The sequence below is a fragment of the Protofrankia sp. CiP1_Cm_nod1 genome (assembly GCF_920888515.1).
Lineage (GTDB): Bacteria > Actinomycetota > Actinomycetes > Frankiales > Frankiaceae > Protofrankia.
The window spans coordinates 1-23,894 of the sequence record NZ_CAKKTM010000462.1 but is presented as its reverse complement, the minus strand read 5'-3'; the positions used below and the strand labels follow the sequence as shown (position 1 = coordinate 23,894).

General features: G+C 71.2%; 16 protein-coding genes and 2 pseudogenes. 4 read left to right on the top strand and 14 right to left on the bottom strand.

The window, feature by feature from the left end; genetic code table 11:
* Positions 1-409: 409 nt before the first annotated feature.
* Positions 410-784, bottom strand: a complete 375-nt coding sequence (locus tag NBX02_RS21925; RefSeq protein ID WP_250284835.1) for a hypothetical protein — start codon at positions 782-784, stop codon at positions 410-412.
* A gap of 433 nt (positions 785-1,217) precedes the next feature.
* Positions 1,218-2,402 carry a magnesium/cobalt transporter CorA gene (gene corA / locus NBX02_RS21920; protein WP_250284836.1) on the bottom strand — a complete coding sequence of 395 codons (1,185 nt, stop codon included), beginning with the start codon at positions 2,400-2,402 and terminating at the stop codon, positions 1,218-1,220.
* Between the two features lie 492 nt (positions 2,403-2,894).
* On the opposite strand from corA, the gene NBX02_RS21915 reads away from it, so the two are divergent.
* Positions 2,895-3,722, top strand: a complete 828-nt coding sequence (locus tag NBX02_RS21915; RefSeq protein ID WP_250292871.1) for a hemerythrin domain-containing protein — start codon at positions 2,895-2,897, stop codon at positions 3,720-3,722.
* Positions 3,723-3,858: 136 nt separating this feature from the next.
* Here NBX02_RS21915 and NBX02_RS21910 read toward each other — a convergent pair whose 3' ends face one another.
* From NBX02_RS21910 to NBX02_RS21880, 7 genes and pseudogenes are all read right to left on the bottom strand, one after another.
* Entirely contained in the window at positions 3,859-4,863 is a 1,005-nt protein-coding gene (locus NBX02_RS21910; RefSeq protein WP_250284840.1) for a beta-ketoacyl-ACP synthase III, read from the bottom strand.
* Positions 4,864-5,332: 469 nt separating this feature from the next.
* Entirely contained in the window at positions 5,333-6,568 is a 1,236-nt protein-coding gene (locus NBX02_RS21905) for a DNA polymerase III subunit delta' (protein WP_250284841.1), read from the bottom strand.
* Between the two features lie 141 nt (positions 6,569-6,709).
* Positions 6,710-9,286 (bottom strand): dTMP kinase, encoded by a 2,577-nt coding sequence (tmk, locus tag NBX02_RS21900; protein WP_250292866.1) that lies wholly within the window; start codon positions 9,284-9,286, stop codon positions 6,710-6,712.
* A complete protein-coding gene (gene topA, locus NBX02_RS21895) occupies positions 9,286-12,405 on the bottom strand; it encodes a type I DNA topoisomerase (protein ID WP_250292865.1) in 3,120 nt (1,039 codons plus the stop codon). The genes tmk and topA overlap by 1 nt, the downstream gene beginning before the upstream one ends.
* A 536-nt stretch (positions 12,406-12,941) precedes the next feature.
* Complete coding sequence (locus tag NBX02_RS21890; protein WP_250292862.1) at positions 12,942-15,353, bottom strand: sodium-translocating pyrophosphatase; 2,412 nt, start codon at positions 15,351-15,353, stop codon at positions 12,942-12,944.
* A gap of 1,180 nt (positions 15,354-16,533) precedes the next feature.
* Positions 16,534-16,803, bottom strand: a pseudogene (locus NBX02_RS21885) (ATP-binding protein); the annotation flags it as partial.
* A gap of 170 nt (positions 16,804-16,973) precedes the next feature.
* Positions 16,974-17,315 (bottom strand): STAS domain-containing protein, encoded by a 342-nt coding sequence (locus NBX02_RS21880; RefSeq protein WP_013875449.1) that lies wholly within the window; start codon positions 17,313-17,315, stop codon positions 16,974-16,976.
* A 288-nt stretch (positions 17,316-17,603) separates the two neighbouring features.
* Between NBX02_RS21880 and NBX02_RS21875 the strand changes: the two genes are divergently transcribed.
* Together NBX02_RS21875 and NBX02_RS21870 are read left to right on the top strand one after the other, a co-directional pair.
* A complete protein-coding gene (locus tag NBX02_RS21875) occupies positions 17,604-20,204 on the top strand; it encodes a DEAD/DEAH box helicase (RefSeq protein WP_250292875.1) in 2,601 nt (866 codons plus the stop codon).
* A gap of 75 nt (positions 20,205-20,279) precedes the next feature.
* Positions 20,280-20,456 (top strand): hypothetical protein, encoded by a 177-nt coding sequence (locus NBX02_RS21870; protein WP_250292859.1) that lies wholly within the window; start codon positions 20,280-20,282, stop codon positions 20,454-20,456.
* Here NBX02_RS21870 and NBX02_RS21865 read toward each other — a convergent pair.
* The 3 genes and pseudogenes from NBX02_RS21865 to NBX02_RS21855 form a co-directional block, all read right to left on the bottom strand.
* Positions 20,406-20,783: pseudogene (locus NBX02_RS21865) on the bottom strand (Rv3654c family TadE-like protein); the annotation flags it as partial. The gene NBX02_RS21870 and the pseudogene NBX02_RS21865 sit on opposite strands and share 51 nt — an antisense overlap.
* A gap of 20 nt (positions 20,784-20,803) precedes the next feature.
* The gene (locus NBX02_RS21860; protein WP_250292857.1) at positions 20,804-21,211 is read right to left on the bottom strand and encodes a TadE family type IV pilus minor pilin; all 408 of its coding nucleotides are present in this window, start codon (positions 21,209-21,211) and stop codon (positions 20,804-20,806) included.
* A gap of 46 nt (positions 21,212-21,257) precedes the next feature.
* Positions 21,258-21,437, bottom strand: coding sequence for a DUF4244 domain-containing protein (locus NBX02_RS21855; RefSeq protein ID WP_445548578.1), 180 nt, complete (start codon positions 21,435-21,437; stop codon positions 21,258-21,260).
* Between NBX02_RS21855 and NBX02_RS21850 the strand changes: the two genes are divergently transcribed.
* Positions 21,427-21,651 (top strand): hypothetical protein, encoded by a 225-nt coding sequence (locus tag NBX02_RS21850; protein WP_250287034.1) that lies wholly within the window; start codon positions 21,427-21,429, stop codon positions 21,649-21,651. The two genes, NBX02_RS21855 and NBX02_RS21850, sit on opposite strands and share 11 nt — an antisense overlap.
* Before the next feature lie 272 nt (positions 21,652-21,923).
* Here the strand turns inward: NBX02_RS21850 and NBX02_RS21845 are convergent, their stop codons facing one another.
* Both NBX02_RS21845 and NBX02_RS21840 read right to left on the bottom strand, forming a co-directional pair.
* On the bottom strand, positions 21,924-22,970 hold the full coding sequence (locus NBX02_RS21845; RefSeq protein ID WP_250287036.1) for a type II secretion system F family protein: 1,047 nt from the start codon (positions 22,968-22,970) through the stop codon (positions 21,924-21,926).
* Positions 22,967-23,894: type II secretion system F family protein (locus NBX02_RS21840; protein WP_445548577.1), on the bottom strand; the 928-nt coding region annotated here is incomplete at its 5' end. The genes NBX02_RS21845 and NBX02_RS21840, both read right to left, overlap by 4 nt.

The following is a 23,894-nucleotide window of genomic DNA, read 5'->3' as shown; positions in this document are numbered from 1 at the left end:
CTCCCCCCATCTAGCGGCTCCCCCCATCTAGCGGCTCCCCCCATCTAGCGGCTCCCCCCATCTAGCGGCTCCCCCCATCTAGCGCCTTTGGCGCGAGATGGGGCCCCTGCCTCTGGGGTGGGCCGTCGGGAGTGGCTTCGGGATCATCTTCGCGATGATCCCGAAGGGGGCGGTTGGTTGGGCTGTGGGCTGCTGTGGGAATGTTGGTGGCTTTTGGGATGAATTGTAGGGAAAGGGTAGTTTCGGGGTTGTTTTGATGATGATTTTTAGGGGGCTGTGCATGCGAGGGCCTGCTCGCCGTGGGCGCCTGGGCTTCGGGGTGATCCTGTGAAGGACGTGGCTGGTCGGGGCGGGTGTGTGTCGCGTGATACCGGCGTCGCGGCGTGGGTCCGCCCGGCGGGTGGGTGACCTACGGCTGGCGGGTGCGGGGGGGTGGCCGGCGGGAGAGCAGGCCGGAGGTCTGCAGGACCCGGAGTTCGATCGCGAGTTCGTGGACCTCCGGCGGCAGCGACCGATGGTTGGCGGCCAGAGCGATCAGGGCGGTCTGTGTCCGGTCGGCGAGGCTGTCCAGGGCGCGCTGGTGCGTACGCATCTGGGCGCGCTCGTCCTGGAGCACGCGCAGGGTCTCCTCCTGCCAGCGCCGGGCACGCATCAGGTCCTCGCTGGCGCTCGCGGCCTGCTGTTCGGCGTCCTCCAGGCGTCCGAGCAGATGGTCCAGCTGTTCCAGCCTCGTTGCAAGTTCCGCGACGAGATCATTGCGGACGGTGTTCAGCGATGGGGTCATCAGGCCGCGCCGTCCTCGTCGTGGATATGAGGGACGGCGGCGCGCTGGCTGCCGGCGCCAGAGGTATGGCCAGGGATGAGGAGCCGACGGCTGCCGCCGAGCGAGGATCGGGAGAACCGCGTAGGGAACGGCCTCCTGTGAAAGCCCGACACGATCCATTACGGTAGCTGACAGCGTGGTCCTCGTGAATCCCGTTGGGGAGGTCATGCCATGGGACAATCGGTACAATACGATCAAATCGTACAATTGGCCGTATGGTCATCCTGGCGCGACCGGCCTGCTATGACTGGCCTGCTATGACTGGCCTGCTATGACTGGCCTGCTATGGCCGGCCCAGTATGACCGTCGATCCGTACGGGTGGTGATTCGTCGCCGGGGCCGGCGAGTGGCGGGGCCGTTCTGATCCGCGCGGCCGGGGTTCGGCAGGCTCGGTTCAGAGCCAGCCGTTCCGTTTGAACGCCCGGTACAGAAAAAAACAGACCGTCACCATCAGGCAGAGGACCGCCGGGTATCCCCAGACCTGGCGCAGTTCGGGCATGTGCTCGAAGTTCATGCCGTAGATACCGGCTATCGCGGTGGGCACCGCGGCGATGGCGACCCAGGCGCTGATACGGCGCATGTCCTCGTTCTGTGCGATGGTGACCTGGGTCAGGGTCGCCTGAAGTATCGAGGAGAGCAGTTCGTCGAACCGGGCGATTCGTGCGGTGACCTCCTCAAGATGGTCGGCGACATCCCGGAAGTACGCCCGGATTCGCGGGTCGATCCCGGTGACGCCGGGCTCGGCCAGCATGCGCAGCGGTGCGTACAGCGGCGTCACGGCGTGCTTGAACTCGAGCACTTCCCGTTTGAGCTGGTAGACCTTGCCGGTGTCGGGCCGCAGCGACCGCTGGAAGACCGACGCCTCGATGGCGTCGATGTCGACCTCTATTTTTTCGGTGACGGCCAGGTAGTCGTCGACGATCTGGTCGCAGATGGCGTGCAGGACGGCCGACGGCCCGTGCCGGAGCACCTGCGGCTGCGTCTCCAGCCTGCTGCGCAGGCTCTGGAGCCCGCCGTGTTCGCCGTGCCGTACGGTGACGACGAAGTCACGGCCGAGGAAGACCATGACCTCCCCGGTGTGCACGATCTCCGATGTCGCCGTCAGCTCCTCGTGATCCACATAGCAGACGGTCTTGAGGACGACGAAAAGCGTCTCCGCGTACTGTTCCATCTTCGGGCGCTGGTGCGCGTTGACGGCATCCTCGACCGCGAGCGGATGCAGCCCGTACACGTCGGCGATGGCGGTCAGCTCGGCCGCGGTCGGCTGGTAGAGGCCGAGCCAGACGAAGCTGTTGCGCTGTTCGCGGGCCGCCCGTAGCGCGTCGACATGGTCGACGGGGCGCGGGTCACGATAGCCGTCCCGGTAGACCTGGCAGGCGACCACCCGTCCCGAGGGAGCCGGGAAAGCTTCCTGATGCCGCCGGCGTCCTTTCGGGTACAGCCGAACCAGGGAGACCCGCCTGGTCACGGCTTCCGCCAGCCAGGCGGTCGTGGTCCCGCGGTCGGCGGGGCCGTGGGGGAGAAGGTGATGCCCGGCATGACGGTCGTCGGAATCGTCACCGAATTTCCGGTCGGTCACATTCGGCTCCTCCTGTCCTCCGGTGCCGGTCATACCGGGGTCCGGACGCTGTCGCGGGCCGCGCGGCCGGGGATGCCGGTGGTGGTGCCGGCGCGGAGGTTTCTGTCACCAGACATGGTCATTTGATTTCTTCCTGCTGGACGTTGTGCCGTCCGGGCGGCCGAAGCCCAGCGGCCCCGTGGACGCTACCGGGGGTACCCGCTGCCTGTCCGGATCATTGTCACAAGTCCGCGCCACCCACCCTGCTACGTCCACCACCGGTGTATCCGATGTGTCCGGCCGGGTATGGGCCATCCTCGTGAACACGGCTTGACCAGTGGACATGATGCGCCGATTCTGGTGTTTCCGGCTCATGAGCCGGCAGGCACGAGGTCGGCGGGCGGTTCGGCCGACCCGGGGGCCGACAGCGGCGCGATCATCTTTTCGCGTCCGGGTTCCTCCCGGATCGGCGACGCCGGGAAGGCCTGGTTTCCGGGGTGTTAGGGGGCGGCGATGACGACCGCGACAGGTTCGGGAGGAGCCCGGACGGGGGACCCGGCGGGAGCCCGGACGGGGAAAATGGGGAAAGAAGCCGGGCTCGACGAGCGGGCCCAGCCGACGGCATCCCTGCTCCGCCTGGTCAGGGCCGCCCATGGGCATGTCGATGACCTTGTCGCTCTGACGTTCTCCGCCGTGGCGGCCCCGGGGGACCCCAGGCGTCCGCTGCGGGCGGCCGACACGGCGGTCGCGGCGATCAGCGCTCACATGTACGCGGTGCAGACCGCCGTCTACCCGGCGGCACGCCGGCACCTTCCGCCGGAGGGCCAGGCGCGGGCCACCGGTCTGCGCCTGGTTGCGCGGGAAACCGAGTCGGTGACACGTGGTATTTCCCAGCATATTCAGGGTGACGTGCACCGGCCGAACGAGTCGATGCGGACGTTGTGCGAACGTCTCGCCGAGCTCGCGGAACGGCATGTGGCTCTCGAGGAGCCCATGCTCGCCGAGCTGGACGAGGCGCTGTCCGAGCAGGAGCGGCGCCGGGCGGTGGCCATGTTCGAACGGTCGGTGCGGCGGGCGCCCACCCGCTCGCATCCGCATCTTCCCCGGACGACCGGCATCGGCGGCCTGATGCTGCGGGCCGCGGGAAGCTGGGATCATGTCCTGGACGCCATGGACGCGCGCGTCGCCGCGGAGACCCCGCCGCGAGCGCCGGTACCCGTGGGGCTGTGGGGCTGGTATCTGCTCGGCCGCCCCGCTCCCGCGCCCCAGCCCGGGCACGCGGCGAGCGGCGGGCGGGGGAACGGCCAGCGGGATGTGGCCCGACCGAAAGGCGGGCGATAGTTCTTGCCGCACGCCGGAGGGTTCACGAGCCGATATACCGGAAGGGCCCGCGGCAGATGTTGTCGGGTGCTCTTCCGGCGCTCATTTCGGATCGTACCTCTGACTGGTGTGGCGGGCGGTGTGCCCGGAAAGGTGCTCAGGGGAGCTGGACGACCTGGGCGGCGTAGACCAGGCCCGCGCCGAAACCTATGAGCAGCGCGAGGCCACCGGACGGTACCTGGCCGCTGGCGAGAATTTCGTCCATCGCGAGCGGAACAGATGCCCCGGAGGTGTTCCCGTGTACTTCGATGTCCCGGGCGACGGTCACCGTCCCGGGCAGGGCGAGCACTCTGCACAACACGTTGATGATGCGGATGTTGGCCTGGTGCGGAATGAACGCGGCGAGATCGTCCGCCGTGACGCCGGCCTCGTCGAGCGCCGCCCGCGCGACGGGCGCCATCTGCCAGGACGCCCAGCGGAAGACCCGCTGGCCCGCCATCCGCATCGTCGGCCAGGGCAGTTCGGGGTTGTCACGCCAGTCCAGATAGGAGCGGTCGTGCGCGATGACGTCCCGGGCGGAGGGATCCGACCCCCACACCACCGGCCCGATGCCCGGCGTCTCGGACGGCCCGACGACAATCGCTCCGGCACCGTCCCCGAACAGGAAAGCGGTGCCCCGGTCATGCGGATCGACGATGTCCGACATGCGCTCGGCGCCTATTACCAGCACATGCCGGGCGCTGCCGGCGAGCACCATGTCGCTGGCGATCGCGAGCCCATGACAGAAACCGGCACAGGCCGCCGATATGTCGAATGCCGTGGCCTTCTCGGCGCCGATCCTGGCGGCCACGTCCGTGGCTACCGATGGCGACTGGGTGACATGGGACATTGTCGCGACCAGGATGCATCCGACATCGGCGATCTCGACACCGGCGCTGGCCAGCGCCTTGCCGGCGGCTGTCGCGGCCATCGCCCCGAGGGATTCCTCGGCGGTCGCGAACCGGCGGCTGCGAATACCGGAGCGGGATTCGATCCACTCGGGTGTGGAGTCCAGCCGTTGGCAGATGTCGGCGTTCGACACCACTGTCATCGGGCGATAGGCACCGACGCCGAGAATACGGCTCCCGGCCGGCCCGGTTCGTTTCCGAATGATTCCGCTCATCGCCGCTCTTCCCGTTCCCCCGTGGGAGATGACTGCTCAGACGATCGCCGTTCTTGGTGGGATGCTTTCCGTGGGGCTGGCCCTCGGGAGCCGCCGGGCCGGTAATCCGGCTGGTCCGGCGGCATCGTCACGGCCGGCCGGGCCGTCTGATGTGGCGGCAACGATCATTTTTTGACGAACACGTGACAACTATGTGTCGAACTCCGCCGGCCATCGCTCTGTCATCCAGTTTCTTTGCCGCTACTCTCTGTTCCAATGCATCTGTGGTGTCGTTTCGGGCATCGTATCGTACCGGCCTGTTGGCGAGGATCGGATGCGACCGCGAGGTGAAACGATGTATCGGATCATTGATACATCGGATCATCCGTAGAGTGAGGGGGGAATCACAAATCGGGTCGCGAGCCGCGGACGGGGCCTATCCGGCCGGAAAACACATGATCGCCACACTTGGTGATCATGTGCTGTCGGCTCAGCCGGCGCGCAGCGCGAGGGTGAGAGCCTCGACCGTCAGCAGCGGCACCAGCCCGGGGTTGTCGGCCAGCCGGCGGCGGCATCCCAGGACGGCTTCCAGCCGGCGCAGCGTCTGCTCGGGGGTAGAGCCCCGGGCCAGCCGCGCGGCCAGCTCATGATGATCGGGATGAATGGCGTCCACCGGCGCGCCGAGCTGTAGGACGAGCACGTCCCGATACCAGCCGGCGAGGTCGACCAGCGCCCGGTCGAGGGAGTCCAGCACCGTCCGCCGGCCGCGGCTTTTCTGCGTCTTCTCCAGCTCCTTGAGCGCGCCGGCGGCTCCCCGGACCGTCATCGCCCGGCCTTTCGCGCCCGGCCTGACCGCCCTGGAACGCTTCGCGGTGCTGCCGGCGGATGTCGCGCCGACACCGAGCGCGGTCTTCAGCGCCTCGGCCTCGGCCTCGTCGCGGATGCTGTTCGCCGCGTCGGCGTCCGCGTTCGCCGCGTTCACCAGGTCCGCCGCGGCGCCGAGGCAGTCACCCGTCCGGCGCAGGCGGGCAGGGATGCGCAGCACCTCGGCCCGCCGGGCCCGAGCCGCCTCGTCGGTCGCGAGCAGGCGGGCCCGGTCGAGATCCCCCTGGCTCGCCGCGGCGGCGAGCCGCGCGGACGCGTCCTCGACACCCTCGAGGGCCAGCGCGACGGCGACGTCCGACGGCCGGGGCAGCCGCAGCGCGACCACCCGGCAGCGGGACCGGATGGTCGGCAGCACGTCGTCCACCGATGGCGCGCACAACAGGAACACCGACCGCTGCGCGGGCTCCTCCAAGGCTTTGAGCAGGGCGTTCGCCGCCTGGTCGGTGAGCCGGTCGGCGTCTTCCAGCAGCAGGATCCGCCAGCGGCCCGAGGTCGGCGCGCTGGCCGCGTCCCGCACCAGCTCCCGGACGTCCTTCACGCCGAGGGACAGGCCCTCCGGGCGGACCGTGCGCAGGTCGGCGGCGGTGTCGGTCAGCACCGTGTGGCATCCCGCGCACTCACCGCATCCGGGGTGGCTGCTCTCGCAGTTCAGCGCGGCGGCGAACGCCCGCGCCGCCGTTGTACGGCCGGCGCCGGTGGGGCCGGTGAACAGCCACGAGTGGGTCATGGCGGTGCGGGCCGCGGCCAGCCCACCGGTATCGGCCGCTCCGGGCGCTCCGGCCGCCGCGGAGAGGGTCTCGATGACCGGCACCTGGCCGACCAGGACGTCCCACACGCTCACCGCGCCATTGTCCGCTCGGCCCGCCACACCACCAACGCTGGGTCGACACCGGGGCGCGGCAGCGGCAGGGCAGCCGGGAAGCGGCGAGGGACGGGAAGCGGCGACGGAGCGGTGGCGAAGAGTGCGCGTAGTGGTGCTGGATCACCTTGACGATTGTCCGGAGGCCGTGGGCAGGCTGTCCGCTGCCCAGGCCGCCGCGGGATCGTCCGTCACGGGATCGTCCGCCGCGTCGGTGGTCTCGGTCCCGGCTCCAGGCGCTGGTGCGTCGCTCTTCTCCGTCTCCCCTGCCGGATCGCCCGGATCGGCGTGATCGGCGGAATCGGCGGAATCAGCCGGGTCGGCGGGCCCGGCCGGGCTGGCTGAGCTGGCCGGGCCCGGTGCCGGCGAGACCGCGGCGCTGTCCGGGGACGCGCGCGTGGGCGTGGGACGGCCAGGTGGCGTGGGACGCACGGGTGCCGCGGTGGGCGGTTCCTCGGACGCGGTGCCGGACGCGGTGCCGGACGCGGTGCCGGACGCGGCCTGTGGACGGGGGAGGCCCGGGGTGCTGTCCTCGCCCCGGCGCAGATATCCGGTGACGACGTTACGGATCTGGTTGTGCACGGTGTCCGGCGGGTGGTCCGCGTCGAGGACGGCGTACCGGTCCGGCGCGTGCTCGGCGAGCTGGCGGAAGCCGTCCCGGACGCGTTCGTGGAACGACAGCTTCTCGGCCTCGATCCGGTCGACACCGGCCGCCGAGCCGTTTCCGCCGCTCCCAGCGGCCCGGGCCCGGACCCGGGTGAGCCCGGTGCCCGCGGGGACGTCGAGCAGGATCGTGACGTCCGGGAGCAGCGACCGGGTGGCCCACCGCGACAGCATGGCGATGTCGTCCGCGCCGAGCTGGCGCCCGGCGCCCTGGTAGGCGATGGAGGAGTCGATGAACCGGTCGGTGACGACGACCGCGCCGCGGGCCAGCGCGGGCTCGATCACCCGGGAGACGTGCTCGGCGCGGTCCGCGGCGTACAGCAGCGCCTCGGTGCGGGGGTGCAGCCGCGCGGCCGGGTCCAGCAGCAGCTCCCGCAGCTTCACACCCAGCGCCGTCCCGCCGGGCTCCCGGGTGACGACGACCTCGCGGCCGGACGACGCCAGCCACGATCGCAGCCGCTCCACCTGGGTGGACTTGCCGGAGCCCTCACCGCCCTCGACGGCGATGAACAGGCCGGCGTGGCGGGGCCGCTCCGGCGTGGCGCGCCGCCCCAGCAGGGCGTTCCACAGCTCCGGCAGGACCGCGACACCCTTGCGCTCGTCCATCTGCCGGTAGGCGAACAGGCCGACGGCCACCGCGAGCAGACCGCCGCCGAGCAGGACGATCGTGACGCCGTCGGTGCGTACGCGCAGGTGGCCCCACAGATCGAGGTGATGCGAGCCGATGAGCCCGACCAGCCCGGGCGCCACGGCCAGCACCAGGAGCAGGTCGATGCGGACCAGGGACTGGACCAGCGCGAAGGTCCGTCCGCGCAGCTCGTCGCTCACCCCTGCCTGCAGCAGCGTGTAACCGGTGACCCAGGCGATCCCGGCGAACGCGCCCACGAGCACGACCAGGATGCAGGCCAGCACGAGGTTGGGGACGATGGAGACCAGCAGCATGGTCACGCCGGCGGCGGTGACGCTCAGGCCGAACAGGCGGGAGCGGCTGTAGTCGCCGAGCAGCCGCGGCCCGAGCGCCATGCCGGCGGCGAGCCCGACGAACACCGCGCCGAACAGGACACCGTAGGCGGAGTCCCCGCCGCCGAGAAGCTGGACGTAGAGCCGGCCGAGCGCCACCACGCACCCCGCGCCGGCGAAACCGCCGAGAATCCCGACGACCAGGCCGCGGACCATCCTGTCCCGGCTGACGAACCGCAGGCCCTCGGTGATCGACGACCACAGGCCCGGGTTCGCCCCGGCGTCGAGGCGGTCGGCCCGGCCGATGCCGCGCAGCCCGAAGATCACAGCTGCTGACACCAGGAACGTCCCGGCGTTGAAGTACAGCGCGAGATCGAGCGGGGAGGTCCTGAAGAACGACACGCTGGAGCTGAGCGTGCGCGACAGGGTGGCCAGCAGCGAGAAGACCGCGGCGGCCAGCGGCGCCGAACCGTACGTGGTGATCAGGCTCAGGGTGTTCGCCGTGGCGAGCCGCTGCACGGGCACCAGGTTCGGCACGCTGGCGTCCTTGGCCGGGTTCCAGAACAGGCTGACGCACTCGATCAGCAGGGACGCGATCAGCAGCCACGCCAGCGTCCCGGCCAGGGGGATGGAGACGAACAGCCCGAACCGCAGGACGTCCGCGACGACCATCGTCAGCCTGCGGTCGAGCCGGTCGGCGACGACCCCGGCGAGCGGCCCGAAGACCAGCGCCGGCAGCAGCCGGACGATCAGGACGGAGCCGATCGCGTACGCCTTCCCCGAGAAGCCGGCCTGCAGGGAGCTGGCCAGCGCGGTCGTGGCGAGCAGGCCCATCCAGTCGCCGAGGCTGGACAGCGTCAGCGCCAGCCACAGCCGCCGGAACTGCGGTATCCGCAGGACCGCGCGGATGTCTCCCTCGGTACCGCGGTGGGGGTCGGCGGAGCCGGCCGGTGGTGACGGGACCGTCGCGACCGGTGGTCGGCTGGGGGGCCGGCTGGACCACGCCCGCCCGCCCGCCGACGCCGTCGAGGCCGGTGGCCGCGGCGGGTCGTGGGCGCCATCCGGCGGAAGGCCCATCAGCCCGTCCGTCGTGGGCGTGGCGACGAGGTGCCCGGCGTGCCGCCGTCCGTCCCCGTCCCCGTGGCCGTCCCTGTCCCCGTGGCCGTCCCTGTCCCCGTGGCCGGCTGCGCGGCCGTCTTTCTGGCCGTCGTCTTCTTGGCCGTGGACTGCCTGGTGGTCTTGGTGGTCTTGGTGGTCTTGGCGGCCGTGGCCTGCTTGGCCGGCTGCGCCGCCCGCCGCCTGGGCGTGGCCGGGCCGCGGGCCCGCTTCTCCGCGAGCATCTCGGCCGCCCGTTCCGCGGTGAGGGACGCGACGTCGTCGCCCTTGCGCAGGCTCGCGTTGGTCGTGCCGTCGGTGACGTAGGGCCCGAAGCGGCCCTCCCGCAGCACCATGGGGGCGCCCGTGGCGGGATCAGGGCCGAGCTCACGCAGCGGCGGGGTCTCAGCGGCCCGCCGGCGGCCCCGCGTCTTGGGCTGCGCGATCAGCGCCAGCGCCTCGTCCAGCGTCACCGTGAACAGCCGCTCCTCCGACTCCAGCGAGCGGCTTTCCGAGCCCTTCTTGACGTAGGGCCCGTACCGGCCGTTCTGGGCCGTCACCTCCTCCCCATCCTCGGCGGCTCCCAGCGACCGGGGAAGGGTGAGCAGTTTCAGGGCGTCGGCGAGGGTGAGGGCCTCCGGTGTCATCGTGCCCAGCAGGCTCGCCCGGCGCGGCGGATCGTCGTCGGTCGACACGTACGGGCCGAAACGCCCCACCTTGAGGGTGACCGTCGCGCCGCTGTCCGGGTCGGTGCCCAGCGACCGTTCCTCGCTGGGCGCGCCGACCAGCGCCAGCGCCCTGTCCACGGTGAGCTCGTCGGGCGGCAGGTCCTCCGGGACGCTCGCCCGCTCGTCACCGTGCTGGACGTACGGGCCATAGCGGCCGACCCGGATCACCACGGGCTGGTCGTCCGGCGCCACCCCCAGCGGGATCGAGTTGACCTCGCGGGCGTCGATCTCGCCGAGCCGCTCGTTGACCAGGTGCTTGAGCCCGCCGGCGCGGGCGACCCCGCCCTCCTGGCCGGCGTCCGAGCCGAAGTAGAACCGGGTGAGCCAGTCGATCGACGCCGCCGTGCCCGCGGCGATGTCGTCCAGGTCGTCCTCCATCGACGCGGTGAACCGGTAGTCGACCAGCCGCCCGAAGTGCTCCTCGAGGAGGCCGACCACGGCGAACGCGACGAAGCTGGGGATCAGCGCGCTGCCCTTCTTCCACACGTACCCGCGGGCCTGGATCGTCCCGATGATCGACGCATACGTGGACGGGCGGCCGATGCCGAGCTCCTCCAGCGTCTTGACCAGGCTCGCCTCGGTGAAGCGCGGCGGCGGGCTGGTGGTGTGCCCGCGCGGGTTGAGCTCCCGGGTGGTCAGGGTGTCGCCCTCGCGGACGTCCGGCAGCCGCCGCTCCCGGTCGTCCAGCTCGGCGTCGGGGTCGTCCGCGCCCTCGACGTAGGCGCGCAGGAAGCCGGGGAAGGTGATCACCTTCCCCGAGGCCGAGAACTCGGTGTCCTCCCCGGCGCTGGAGACACCGCCGATCCGGATGGTCGCGGACGTGCCGCGGGCGTCGGCCATCTGGCTGGCGACCGTGCGCCGCCAGATCAGCTCGTACAGGCGGTAGCCGTCGGCGTCGGACAACGCCTCGCGTACCTCGCCCGGGGTGCGGAACTGCTCCCCGGCCGGGCGGATCGCCTCGTGCGCCTCCTGGGCGTTCTTGACCTTCTTCGTGTAGACGCGGGGGCGGTCGGGGACGTACTCGGCCCCGTAGAGGGCGCGGGCCTGCTCACGGGCGGCGGCGAGCGCGGTCTCGGACAGGTTCGTCGAGTCCGTCCGCATATAGGTGATATAGCCGTTCTCGTACAGCTTCTGCGCCACCTGCATCGTCCGCTGGCTGGAGAAGTGCAGCTTGCGGCTGGCCTCCTGCTGCAGGGTGGAGGTCATGAACGGCGCGTAGGGGGAGCGGCGGTACGGCTTGGTCTCCACCGAGCGCACCGCGAACGCGGTGTCGGCGAGCCGGCCGGCCAGGGCGTGCGCGGCCTCCTCGTCGAGCCGGACGACGTCGGCGGAGGTGAGCTGCCCCGAGGAGCCGAAGTCGCGCCCGGTGGCCAGCCGCCGGCCGTCGAGCGCGACCAGGTTCGCCGGCAGCGGCGTGGCGTCGGCCCGGCCGGCGACACCGTCGCCGCTGGTGCCGCTGGTGCCGGCACCGCTGGCGTCCCGGCGGGTCAGCAGGCCGAAGACGCCTTCGATGTTCCAGTACTCGGCCGAGGAGAAACGCATCCGGGCGCGTTCGCGCTCCACCAGGATGCGGGTCGCCACGCTCTGTACTCGGCCCGCCGACAGCTTCGGCATGACCTTCTTCCACAGCACGGGGCTGACCTCGTAGCCGTAGAGCCGGTCGAGGATGCGCCGGGTCTCCTGCGCGTCGACAAGGTGCTCGTCGATCTCACGGGTGTTGTCCACCGCCCGCCGGATCGCCTGCTCGGTGATCTCGTGGAAGACCATCCGCTTCACCGGCACCGTCGGCTTCAGCGTCTGCAGCAGGTGCCAGGCGATGGCCTCGCCCTCGCGGTCCTCGTCTGTTGCCAGGTAGAGCTCGCTGGCTTCCTTCGCCAGCGCCTTGAGCTTGCTGACCTGGGACTTCTTGTCGGGCGTGACCACGTAGAGCGGCTTGAAGCCGTTGTCGACGTCCACCCCGAGACGGGCCCACGGCTTGCCCTTGTGGGCGTCGGGGACGTCGGCGGCGCTCTGCGGCAGGTCCCGGATGTGTCCGATGCTGGACTCGACCCGCCAGCCGGAGCCGAGATACCCGGCGATGGTCTTCGCCTTGGCCGGCGACTCGACGATCACGAGCCGGACGCCGGTGCCGCTCGCGGCCGGCGATGACGTACCGGCACGGCTACCGCGAGTGGCGGCGCGCGTGGTACGTACGGCGCGCTCGCGGGACACGGCGCCATTGCCAGCCGTGATGCCGGCCGTGTTGCCGGCCGTGATGGCGTCCGTATCGGGCCCGGCAGCGATGTCGCCGGCCGCGGGCTCGACGACCGGCGACGATGACCCGGCGCTCGACCGGCGCGTCTCGCTGTTTGTCGACTTCGTGCGCGGGGGCACTTCTCTCCTCGTTGCAGGGGGCAGTTCGGTTTCGGCGTTGCGGCCTGCGTGCGTTGCAGCCTGTATATGTTTGCAGCCCGTATATCCCGTATATGTTGCGCCCGGTGTGGGCTGTGGCGTGCGTGGCGGGTGGTTAACGGTGCGGATGAGCCTGCCGCCGGTGCGAGAACCCCCTCCCGGGGCACCCGTCACGGCGCGCCTCGGGCGGCGGTCCTCCTGCCGACAGTAGGTCGGCGCGTACCGGTGTGTCAGCTCCCGGTCCGCGATCCACCCGGTGTCCGCTCGCGGACACCGGAGCAGACCGTACGCCGTGCCGCGCCCGCGGGTGCACCCGTACCCGGCCGGCCGGAGCCGAGAGAAGCTTCTGCGCCTCCAGTTGATTGCTCTGTGTAGCTGGCATCGTGTCGGCGTCGCCGCGCCGCTGGGGTCGTGTCACCGACATGTCACTGGTATCGAGTCTCCGATGGCGGCATGGCTGACACGGACGTCATCGACGGCCGGTGGCGCCGGTGGATGGCCCGTCATCGGCGGCGCTGTCACACGCCGGCCTTCGTCCTGCCGGCCGGGCGCTGCTCGGCTACCGGGGGCGCGACGGTGAGCGCGGAAGCTCGCCGCCTGGAGTAGACGATCACGGCGACGATCGCCGCGACGGCCACCAGTGCTATCGCTATCCGTAGCGGCGTGTTTTCGTCGTCACCGACCGAGTACTTCACCACCGAAGGCGCGATCAAGAGGCTGACCAGGTTCATCACCTTGATCAAAGGGTTGATCGACGGCCCGGCGGTGTCCTTGAAGGGGTCACCGACGGTGTCCCCGATGACGGTCGCCGCATGCGTGTCCGACCCTTTGCCGCCGTAGTTGCCGTCCTCGACGAGCTTCTTCGCGTTGTCCCAGGCGCCACCGGAGTTGGCGAGGAAGACCGCCATGAGGACGCCGCCGGCGATCGCCCCGGCAAGGTAGGCACCCAGCGGCGGGTAGCCCAGCCCGAAACCGACCGCGATCGGGGCGAGCACCGCCAGCGTCCCCGGGGTGATCAGTTCTCGCAGTGAGTCACGGGTGCAGATGTCGACGACGGCACCGTAGTCGGGCCGTTCCGTCCCGTCCATGATGCCGGGCTTCGTCCGGAACTGGTTGCGCACCTCGAGCACGACCCGGCCGGCGGTACGCCCAACCGCGTTGATCGCGAGCCCGGAGAACAGGAACACGACCGCGGCGCCGATGACCAGCCCGACCAGGGCGTCGGGATAGGCGATGTCGAGTGTGCGGGACAACGCCACGGTCCGGCCGGCGTCGACGAGCGCTTCGTTCACGGTGTCCGTGAACGACCCGAACAGGGCGGTGGCGGCCAGTACCGCGGTGGCGATCGCGATGCCCTTCGTGATCGCCTTGGTGGTGTTCCCGACGGCGTCGAGGGAGGTGAGGATCGCGGCCCCGGTCTTGGCGCCGGTCGCTTCCGCATCGCCTGGCGCGCCTGCCGGGCCCGCCGCGCCCGCCGCGCCGGTCGTCCCGGTGGCGTCGGTGGCCCCGGACATCTCGGCGATGCCCTGGGCGTTGTCGCTGACCGGCCCGAAAGTGTCCATCGAGACGATGACGCCGACCGTCGTCAGCAGACCGGTGCCGGCCAGCGCCACGGCGAACAGCGCGACGGTGACGCTCCCGGACCCGAGCAGATACGCACCGAAGACGGCCGCGCTGATGAGCAGCGCCGAGTAGACAGCCGATTCCAGGCCGACCCCGATGCCGGAGAGGATGTTGGTTGCGGGGCCGGTGGTGGACGCTTTCACGATGTCCTGGACCGGTCTGCGGCTGGTCTCGGTGAAGTAGCCGGTGAGCAGCTGGATCGCCGCGGCCAGCACGATGCCGATCAGGACCGCGGTGATCGCGATGAGCCGTGGGTCACCGCTCTGGCTACTGTCCGCCATCCCGGGGAATCCGGAGAAGCTGCTGGGAAGGTAGACGAGCGAGACGATGACGACGCCGATGGCGGAGATCACCGCGGACAGGAAGAACCCCCGGTTGATCGCTGCCATGCCGCTGCGGTCACCCGCGCGCGGTGCGACCGAGAGGATGCCGACGATCGCGGTGAGCACGCCGACAGCCGGGATCAGCAGCGGGAAGATCAGCCCGTTCTCGCCGAACGCCTTCACGCCGAGGATCAGTGCGGCCACCAGCGTCACGGCGTAGGACTCGAACAGGTCCGCGGCCATCCCGGCGCAGTCGCCGACATTGTCCCCGACGTTGTCGGCGATGGTGGCCGCGTTGCGCGGATCGTCCTCGGGGATGCCCTGTTCGATCTTGCCGACGAGGTCGGCGCCGACGTCCGCCGCCTTGGTGAAGATGCCGCCGCCGACCCGCATGAACATCGCGAGCAGCGCCGCGCCGAACCCGAACCCCTCCAGGACCTGCGGGGCCGTGTCCCGGAAGGCGAGTACCACGACCGCCGCGCCGAGCAGGCCCAGGCCGACGGTGAACATCCCGACCACACCCCCGGTGCGGAAGGCGATCCGCATGGCAGCGCGTTCCCCGGCCCGGATGGCCGCGGCCGCGGTCCGGGAGTTCGCCCGGGTGGCCAGCGACATGCCGACGAAGCCGACCAACGCGGAGAAGACGGCTCCGAGGACGAAGAAGAGCGACCGGCCGACCCGGGAGGCGGTGGACTCCGCGGGCAGCAGCAGCAGCACGAACGGGATCACGAGCACGAAACCGGCCACCGTGGTGAACTGCCGGCGCAGGTAGGCCGCGGCTCCTTCCTGGACGGCGCGGGCGACCTCGACCATTCGTGGGTTTCCCGGGTCGGCCGCGAGCACCTCGCGGGCCAGGTAGCCGGCCACCACCAGCGCCAGCGCCGCCACGGCCGCCACCCCGGCGACCAGTCCGATCTGACCTGCGCCAAGTTCGATGGCGGCACCGCCGGGACTCGTACCCGCCGCGGCTTGGATCAGGACCATGGGCCCTCCCGGTCAGGTCTGTGCACCCTCCGCGCCCACCCCGTGCCGGTTGTGGGAGCCGGCGGGCGGGCGCGGCCGGACATCGCATCTGACGACGTCGTCGAGGTTGCCGCTGCGGCGTGGGAGGGCGCCGAGTCGGCGTGGGCCGGCGAAGCGGGTGCGACGCCGGCATGACTGCCAGCCGGGACGGATCCGGGCGGCCGCCCGTCCCACCGTCGCGCCATCGTGCGGCGACCAACGCGTTGGTCCGCGTTCTCCCGATTCTCCGTTCGGTACCACGGGGAGCACTCCAGACATCGCGCACGCGGTCTGATCGACCGAGTGATGCGGCAGTCTATCCACACGGCCGTAACATGCGCTCGTTCTTTCGTTGACAAGACCTGGTCAAAATTGTGCTTTGGGGGATATTCCGTGGATGTTTGGGGTCCTTGTTCACTCCGACAGCCGGCCTTCGGCCTGCTCCGTCCGTGTCGTCCGGTCCGAACTGGCGGGTAGGCGCTGGTGCGTCGACGTGTCCGGTGTCGCGACGCGTCGGGCTGCGATGTGCTGGTGGCGATGGCCGGCGTACGGCCGCCACCACGGAGCCCGCGGCGCCCGGAGCGGCGTCGGCGTGCCGGCTACCGGCGGGAGACCGCCGGCCGCTGGAGGCGGTGGCGGCGTCGGCGTGCCGGCGGCATGCCGTCTGAGATCAGAGAGCCATGACCGGTGTGGCCGGTTTCTCCTGTGCTGGTTTCATTGCCCAGCGCATCGTGACGATCATGCCGGCTCGGTCGGTCCGCGTGGTAATGGTGAAGTCGTCGACCAGGCCCTCGATCAGGGCGAGACCGATCCCCGGGACCGCCGGGGAGCACACCTCCTCCTCGTCCGGCCGCCAGATGCCGCCCGCGGACGCGACCGGGCTGACAGCCGTGGGCTCGGTGACAGGCGAACGGGTGACCACAGGCCCGGCGACGGCTGACCGGGCGGCCATCGGCTGGGCAGCCAGCGGGCCGGCAGCCACCGGCTCGGTAGCCATCGACTCGGCAGCCACCGGCCCGGTGACAGCGGGCGGGGGCGGGGAAGCGGATGCGGTCACCGTACGACGGCTGCCGGGTGATCCAGGCGTGTCGGTCCGTCCATGGCCGTTCATGGGCGAGGCATCGTGACCCCAGGACGAGGCATCGCATCCCATAGGTGACACAGGCGAGGCAGCGCGTTCCCGCGGCCCGCGGTCGGCTACCGACACCGTGAACGAACCATCGCCGTCACTGACCCGGACGATCACGGGAGCCTGCGGGTCGAACCGGCGGTTGACGCTGACGGCTCGGGCACATGCCTCGCCGACCGCAAGTTTGATCTCGTCAAGGATCTCCTCCGGCACGCCCGAACGCCGGCTGACCGCGGCTGCGATCATCCGGGCCGTTCGGACGTGTCCGGGAAGAGCCGCGAAGCGCAACTCGACGGTGGACATACGTCGATGACCTGTCTCTCGATGGAACTGGCCACCCGGCGGCCCGTGGGCCTGAGCCCGGCGGATTCCCCGGATCGGCTTCCAGGCACGCTGTGCCGCTCCGGCGGGAACCTCGGATACGGCAGGAGCTCTGGACGCGAAAGAATCATGATCGCGCTGCCTCTGGTTCTTCAGTCCTTGGCGGCAAGTGCTTCCTCGACAGACGCGTGGATCGGGAAGACCTTCGTCAGGCCGGTGATCCGGAAGATTTTCAGAATCCGTTCCTGGGTGCAGACGAGCCGCAGCGTCCCCTCGTGAGCCCGGACCCGCTTGAGGCCGCCGACAAGCACCCCGAGACCGGTCGAGTCGAGGAACTCGACCCCTTCCATGTCGACGACGAGATGGTACGAACCGCCCGATACGAGATCGATCAGTTGTTCCCGCAGCTTCGGGGCAGTGTAGACGTCAATCTCGCCGCCTACGACGACGATCGTGAAGTCCCCTTCCGTGCGGGTAGTGAGGGACAGGTCCACAGGTCCTCCTTGCGTCTGCTTCACAGCCGTCCGGCCGGACGGCCGACATCACGGCGGCACTACCCTCCCACGCCCGGATCAATCCGGCTCGCCGCGACACAGCAGGCTACCCATGCGCCACAGGGGTTCGCAGACGCGATCTCCGGTGGCGCCCGGTTCGTGCCCCGCCGGCCCCGCCGGCCCCGCCGGCCGCCGAACCTCGCGGCCGCCTGCCGCAGGTGAGCGAATCCTGCCGGGACCAGAGCATCCGTCCGGCATCCTCGCCTACGCTGGGCCACCGTGGACACAATCTCGGTCCAGACGAGCGCACCGGAGCCGGGTGCGCCGGATCGCGGTGCGGCTGTTCTCGACCGGTTGCGGGCAGACGCCCGTCGCAGCTGTTGCGTCACACATGTGGAGCGTGTCCCGGCCAGAGCCGGCACCAGAGCGCCCTGGCCCGCCTGGGCGGATCCCGTACTCGTCTCCCGGCTGCGCGCCGCCGGTATCGACGCGCCGTGGACACATCAGGCGCGTGCCGCCGAACATGCTCACGCCGGCCGCAGTGTAGTGCTCGCGACAGGTACGGCGTCGGGTAAATCACTGGGATATCTCATGCCGGTGCTCAGCGTCCTGCTCGCCGAGCCGTCCGCTCGCGCATTCTATCTCGCCCCCACCAAGGCGCTGGCCAACGACCAGCTCCGCGCGGTTCGCGCGCTCACCCTGACCGGCGTACGCGCCGCCACATACGACGGTGACACGCCCGGGTACGAACGCGACTGGGTCCGTGCCCATGCCACGTTCGTGCTGACCAGCCCCGACATGCTGCACCAGGGCATCCTGCCTTCCCATCGGCGGTGGGCCGCCTTCCTCCGGGGCCTTCGGTACGTGGTGGTCGACGAGTGCCACGGTTATCGGGGTGTCTTCGGTTCCCATGTCGCGCACGTCCTGCGGAGGCTACGGCGGGTGTGCGCCCGGTACGGTGCGACGCCGGTGTTCATCCTGGCCTCGGCGACGGTGTCGGAGCCGGCGGATGCCGCCAGCCGCCTGACCGGGCTCGACGTGCAGGCGGTCGAGGAGGACGCCTCCCCCAGAGGCGCGATGAGCTTCGCACTGTACGAACCACCCCTGTCGTACCCATGGCAGGCGCACGCGTGGCAGGCGTCCTCCTCGTTCGCCTCCTCGTCCGAGCCATCGGCCCGGCCGTCGTCCGCTCCGCCGGCTCCGTCGCGTCCCGCCCCGGCCGTCTCCGGGCCGCTCTCCGCCGGCCCGACCGCCTCCGAAGCGGTTTCCAGCGGGCCGGTCGCTCCCGCAGCAGCGGAGTCCGCATCGTCCCAACCAGTGGGAACACCGGCTGGACAGGTGCCGGGGGCGCTCACGGCCGTCGCGGCGCAGCCACCGGAACCTCCGGTTCACGGCCCTGGCGGCGTAGCGGTCCGTCGTTCGGCGACCGCCGAGGCAGCGGGCCTGCTTGCGGATCTTGTAGCTGACGGCGTGCGCACGCTCGTCTTCGTGCGGTCGCGCAGGGCCGCGGAAGTGATCGCGCAGTCGGCGCGCAGGGCGTTGTCCGAGGTGTCGGCGGACCTCGCGGAGCGGGTCGCGGCCTACCGCGCCGGCTACCTGCCCGAAGAACGCCGGGCGTTGGAGGCGGACCTGAGGTCGGGGCGGCTGCTCGGCGTCGCCGCGACGAACGCGCTCGAACTGGGCGTCGACATCACCGGGCTGGACGCGACCGTGATCACCGGCTACCCGGGCACGCTGGCCTCGCTCTGGCAGCAGGCAGGCCGGGCCGGTCGGGACGGGGCGGGCGCCCTCGCCGTCCTGGTCGCCCGTGACGACCCTCTCGACACGTATCTCGTGCATCATCCCGAGGCCGTGTTCGGCCGGCCGGTCGAGGCGACCGTGCTCGATCCCGACAATCCCTACGTGCTCGGCCCGCATCTGGAGTACGCGGCCGCGGAACTGCCGCTGACCGAAGCCGATCTCGATCTTTTCGGGCCGCTGGCCCGTCCCACGGTCGACGACCTGGTACGCCGCGGCCGGCTGAGGCGACGGCCCGCGGGCTGGTACTGGACACACCGTCACCGCCCGGACGTGGACATCCGCGGTGTCAGCGGACAGCCGGTACGGATCGTCGAGGCGTCCACCGGCCGCCTGCTCGGCACGGTGGACGCCGCCACGTCGCACTCGACGGTGCACCGCGGCGCCGTCTACCTGCACCAGGGCAGCTCCTACCTGGTCATCGAGCTCGATCTGGACGCGGCGGTCGCGTTCGTGGAGGCAGCCACGCCGGACTGGACGACAGTGGCCCGGGAGGACACCGACATCCGGGTGGTGGAGTCGATCCGCTCCCGTACCGCCGGCGATGTCGAGCTCCATCTGGGAACGGTCGAGGTCAGCAGCCAGGTCGTGTCCTACCAGCGGCGCCAGGCCGGCAGCGGGCGAGTGGTCGGCGATGATCCGCTGGATCTTCCCGCGCGGCATCTGCGCACGCGGGCGGTCTGGTACACGGTGACCGAGGAGCTGCTGGTCGAGGCGGAGATCGACGACGACGCCGTCCCCGGCGCCGTCCACGCGGCCGAGCACGCGGCGATCGGCATCCTCCCGCTGTTCGCGACCTGCGACCGGTGGGACATCGGGGGAGTGTCGAGCGCGCTGCACCCGGACACCTCCCGCACCACGGTGTTCGTCTATGACGGCTATCCGGGCGGCGCGGGTTTTGCCGAGCGCGGCTTTCTGCGCGGCGGGCCGTGGCTGCGCGCGACCCGGGACGTGATAGCGGCCTGCGAGTGTACGGCCGGCTGCCCGTCGTGCGTGCAGTCGCCGAAGTGCGGGAACGGCAACGAGCCCCTGGACAAGCCGGCTGCCCGCCGGCTGCTCGACGCCGTCCTGCGCCGGCTCGATCCGAGCTGATCGGGCAGCCGGTGGGCGCACCGGCACCGCGGTGATGGTGGCCGTCGACGATGCCGGCGGTGCGCTTCCCACATCGTGCCTTCCTCCGTTGTGGCCTTCTTCGCCGAGGGTGCGCCTTCCCTCGCTGAGGGCGCTGTTCGTCGGGCCGGCGCGGGCCCTGGCGACGAGCGGCCCCAGGGCGGCGAGTGCTCCTGGGAGCTCGACGGCCACCGCGACCTCGACGGTGTCCCCCGAGATCGTGCAGGACTGTAGACGGCCGTGGTTTGCAAGCCCGATGGCGCGTGCCCGCGCGCACATGGATGCCTGGTCGCCAGTGGGATCACCCGCGGCCGCGAGCGCCGCCATATCCGCCGCGCCCGCGGCCCGCCCGCGGCAGACAGCGGTTGCCGAGACCGCCAGAGCGACGCCGGTGAACGTCCCCAGCACCAGGAACGTGGAAAGCGTGAGTATGGTGGCCGAACCCGCGTCCGTGCTGCCGGAGGCGTCCCGCGCGTCCAGCTCACCGGCCAGCCGAAGAGTGCTTCCGGCGGGCTGGCGAGCCCGGTGCGGACATATTTTGTACAGCCATCTGTGGCGCATATGTGGATTTCTTTCCGTATTCAGTTGCCGCCGGTCGTGAAGTTCTGCGGGACGTTTTCCGCCGCCTCCGCGGGCGCGGTGGATGACATGGTGATTTCGATCGTCGGGGCAATCCTTTCCAGCACCCCGGTGGCCCGGGCCTGAAATCTGACCTGGACGACGACGGAATCCGTGGCCCGGCTGACGGAAACCGTGGAGCCCTGGGGCGCGGCCCGCCCGGCCCAGGCGCGGACCACCTCGTCGGTTTCCCCGCGGGCGGCGGCCCGGGCGCCGATGCGCGCCGCTTCCGCGCACTGCGCCCGCACCGACACGGCGCCGACGACCCAGATCGCGATCAGCAGGACAAGGATCAGGGACGGTATCGCAACCGCCAGTTCGGCTGTTGCCTGGCCGCCATCGGAGGTTCTTCGTCCCTGGCCACGGCCCATGCCGTGACCAGGGCTCCTCGGGCCACGCACTGGCTCGGCCCGCCTGTCAGAAGGGGACGGACAGCGCCTGCTTGACCAGATTGGCAAGCATCGTCCTGGTCGCCGAACTGTTGATCACCGCGTACAGGACGGCGGCGAACCCGACCGCGGCGACCGTGCCGACCGCGTACTCGGCGGTCGACATTCCCGCGTCGCCGCTTCTGCTGGACCGGGCTGTGGCCGACACCGCCTGGGCGCTGGTCAGCTGCCGGCGCGAGGCATCGGTCCTCACCTGTGTGAACGCGACGATCAGCAGTATCGTCCACCGGATGACGGAAGAAGGGATAGCGGGAGGAATTCTGGATGATCGGTACGGGGTCATGGCAGGCGGCCTCCAGTTCGGTTACCGGCATGCGGTGGATGCCTGCTCGCAGGCGGGGTGGGGACTTCTGCTTCCTTGATGATGAGGTGTTGACGGTGATTCCGGCGAGGGCGGCGGCCGGCCTGTGGACAACCCTCTGTTGTCCACAGGCCGGCCGGCCACCACTTGCCTGATGCGAAGGCGGGTGTTCTCGGGCCGGGCAGGCACCGGCCGGTTGCGGCGGCCGTCCCTTCGGCTCCGCTTCCGCCCTTTCCCCGGCTGGCCTCCTTGCGGCCGGCCCCGGAGTTCCTGTGGCCCAGGCCTGCGCGGGCGGGCGGGAGAGGCTTTGTAACACGGTCGTGGAGACGATGGTCATGGCAGTGTCAGGGCCGAGCCGGCTCCCATCACGACCGGTACGACCCCGAGCGCGATGAAGGCGGGCAGGAAACACAGGCCGAGTGGTGCCACGGCGATGACTCCCGCCCGGCGGGCCGCGGTCAACGCGCGTTCCTGCCGCCTGACGCGGGTCTGGTTCGCCAGCCGTTCCAGGGTCGCGGCCAGGCGGGCACCGGATTCCTCGCTGCGGTGCAGCGCCCGTGCGAACGCCGCGATCTCGTGCGCCTCCGCCGTGGCCGCCGGTCGGCCGAGCCTGCCCGGGACGAGCCTGGCCCACCGGTTCGCCGCAGGCCCTGAGGAACCCGGCCCGGGGCCGAGCAGCCGGCCGCACGCCTCCGCCATGGACGCGCCGAGACGCAGGCCGCGGCTGACCATGCCCAGCTCCGCTCCGAGCGGGCCAGCGACAGCGCCGGCCACGATGCCCAGGGCTGCCACAATGGGCGCACCGGCCGTCAGGCAGGCCGCGATCAGGTCGAGAGCCAGCGGCAGATCCTCGACGAGACGTGCCTGCCGGTGCTGGGCATCCTGATCCGGCGCGGAGGCCAGCAGCCGGGCCGCGACAGTGCCGACGATGATCCCGACGACCACGCCCGCCGGTACGGGCAGGACCACGGCGGGCCCGAGGCCGGCCGCCACGCTGAGAACGGCCCGTCGCAGCGTCGGCCCGCGCACGTTCGGGCGCCATCCACCGGTCATGCGCTCACCGGCCGTCCGGCCTGCGGACGGATGACCGGTGCCCGCCGCCTGCGCGTCCGCTACCCGCCGTTCGAGGGAGCGCCGCGTCGGCCCGGGGGCCGTGCCGGAAAGCGGGCGGAAGACGGCGACACGACGTTGTACATGGTCACGTAGCGTTGTTGTTCCGGTCAGCCAGGACGCGGACGCCATGCACAGCGCGGCCATGATGAGCAGGAGCTCGCGGCGGGAGAAGGCCGGGGCTCCAGCGGCCAGCGCGAGTGAGGTGTGCGCCGGCCCGTCGGCGACCGACGGCTGCCACAGCGGCTGCCACAGCGGTTGGATGCTCACCGGGGCAGCCCTTGCAGCTGCTGGGAGTGATCGATGTCCTTGCGATCGCGCATGCCTGCGTCGCGGTTACCGGCCACCTCGGTGAGCCGGTTGATCCAGGCCAGGCCGGCGAGGTCGAGCGCCAGGCCGACGACCAGGCAGAGCGCTCCGGCTCGAGTACCCAGAAGGACCGTCAGCGGCGAGGCGCCGAGCAGCGCGCCAAGCGCGATCCCGGCGACAGGCAGGGAGGCGACCAGCCGCCCGGAGGCCCGCGGCCCGGCGAGTGCCATGGCGACCTCGCCGTCCCGCTCACGCTCGTCGCGCACGACAGCGGCGAGCCTGTTCGCCAGCGGGGCCAACGGGATACCGGCGTGCTGGCTCACCCGCCATGCGGCCGCAAGCTGACGCAACGTCGGCGCCTCGCACGCCGCGAGCGCGACGGCCGGGTCCGTCCGGTGGGCGAGCGCGACGCGCAGCGCCAGCGGGTCGTGTATGCGTACGCCCCGGCCGGCCGCGCGCCGCCGGTCGTGACCAGGCGCGACAGGCTCGTCAGGCCTGCCCGGCCCGCCGGCGTCGTCGACGGCCGCCCGCAGGGCCTCGTCGGGCCGCCGGCCGGCCTCGAGCTCGGTGGCGAGCGCGGCGATGATCTCCTCCGCGCCTGCCCGCTGCCTACCGCGCCACCGTTGGTCCGCGGCGCGCCGCAGAGCCCGTCGGAGCGTCACGGCGCCGACGACACCCGTGCCGGCGGCCACCGGGCCCAGAAGCACACCGATGACGGCCGTCCCCGCCGCCGCGACCGCCACGGGTAGCCAGGACCGGTCGGCCGGCCGGGCCACCGATGGTTTCGGCCGGTGACCAGAAACGTTTGGATTGTGGCCTGACGCGCCACCGGTTCCACGGCCCTGCCAGTTCGGCTCCGGCCATGCCGTGGCCGCCGCGCGGACC

What these genes read in the sequence shown, in the direction of transcription:
- NBX02_RS21915 (WP_250292871.1), top strand. Translation starts at nt 2,895, where the DNA reads ATGACGACCGCGACAGGTTCGGGAGGAGCCCGGACGGGGGACCCGGCG.
- NBX02_RS21890 (WP_250292862.1), bottom strand. Translation starts at nt 15,353, where the DNA reads ATGGTCCTGATCCAAGCCGCGGCGGGTACGAGTCCCGGCGGTGCCGCC.
- NBX02_RS21910 (WP_250284840.1), bottom strand. Translation starts at nt 4,863, where the DNA reads ATGAGCGGAATCATTCGGAAACGAACCGGGCCGGCCGGGAGCCGTATT.
- NBX02_RS21860 (WP_250292857.1), bottom strand. Translation starts at nt 21,211, where the DNA reads ATGGGCCGTGGCCAGGGACGAAGAACCTCCGATGGCGGCCAGGCAACA.
- NBX02_RS21925 (WP_250284835.1), bottom strand. Translation starts at nt 784, where the DNA reads ATGACCCCATCGCTGAACACCGTCCGCAATGATCTCGTCGCGGAACTT.
- tmk (WP_250292866.1), bottom strand. Translation starts at nt 9,286, where the DNA reads ATGGGCCTTCCGCCGGATGGCGCCCACGACCCGCCGCGGCCACCGGCC.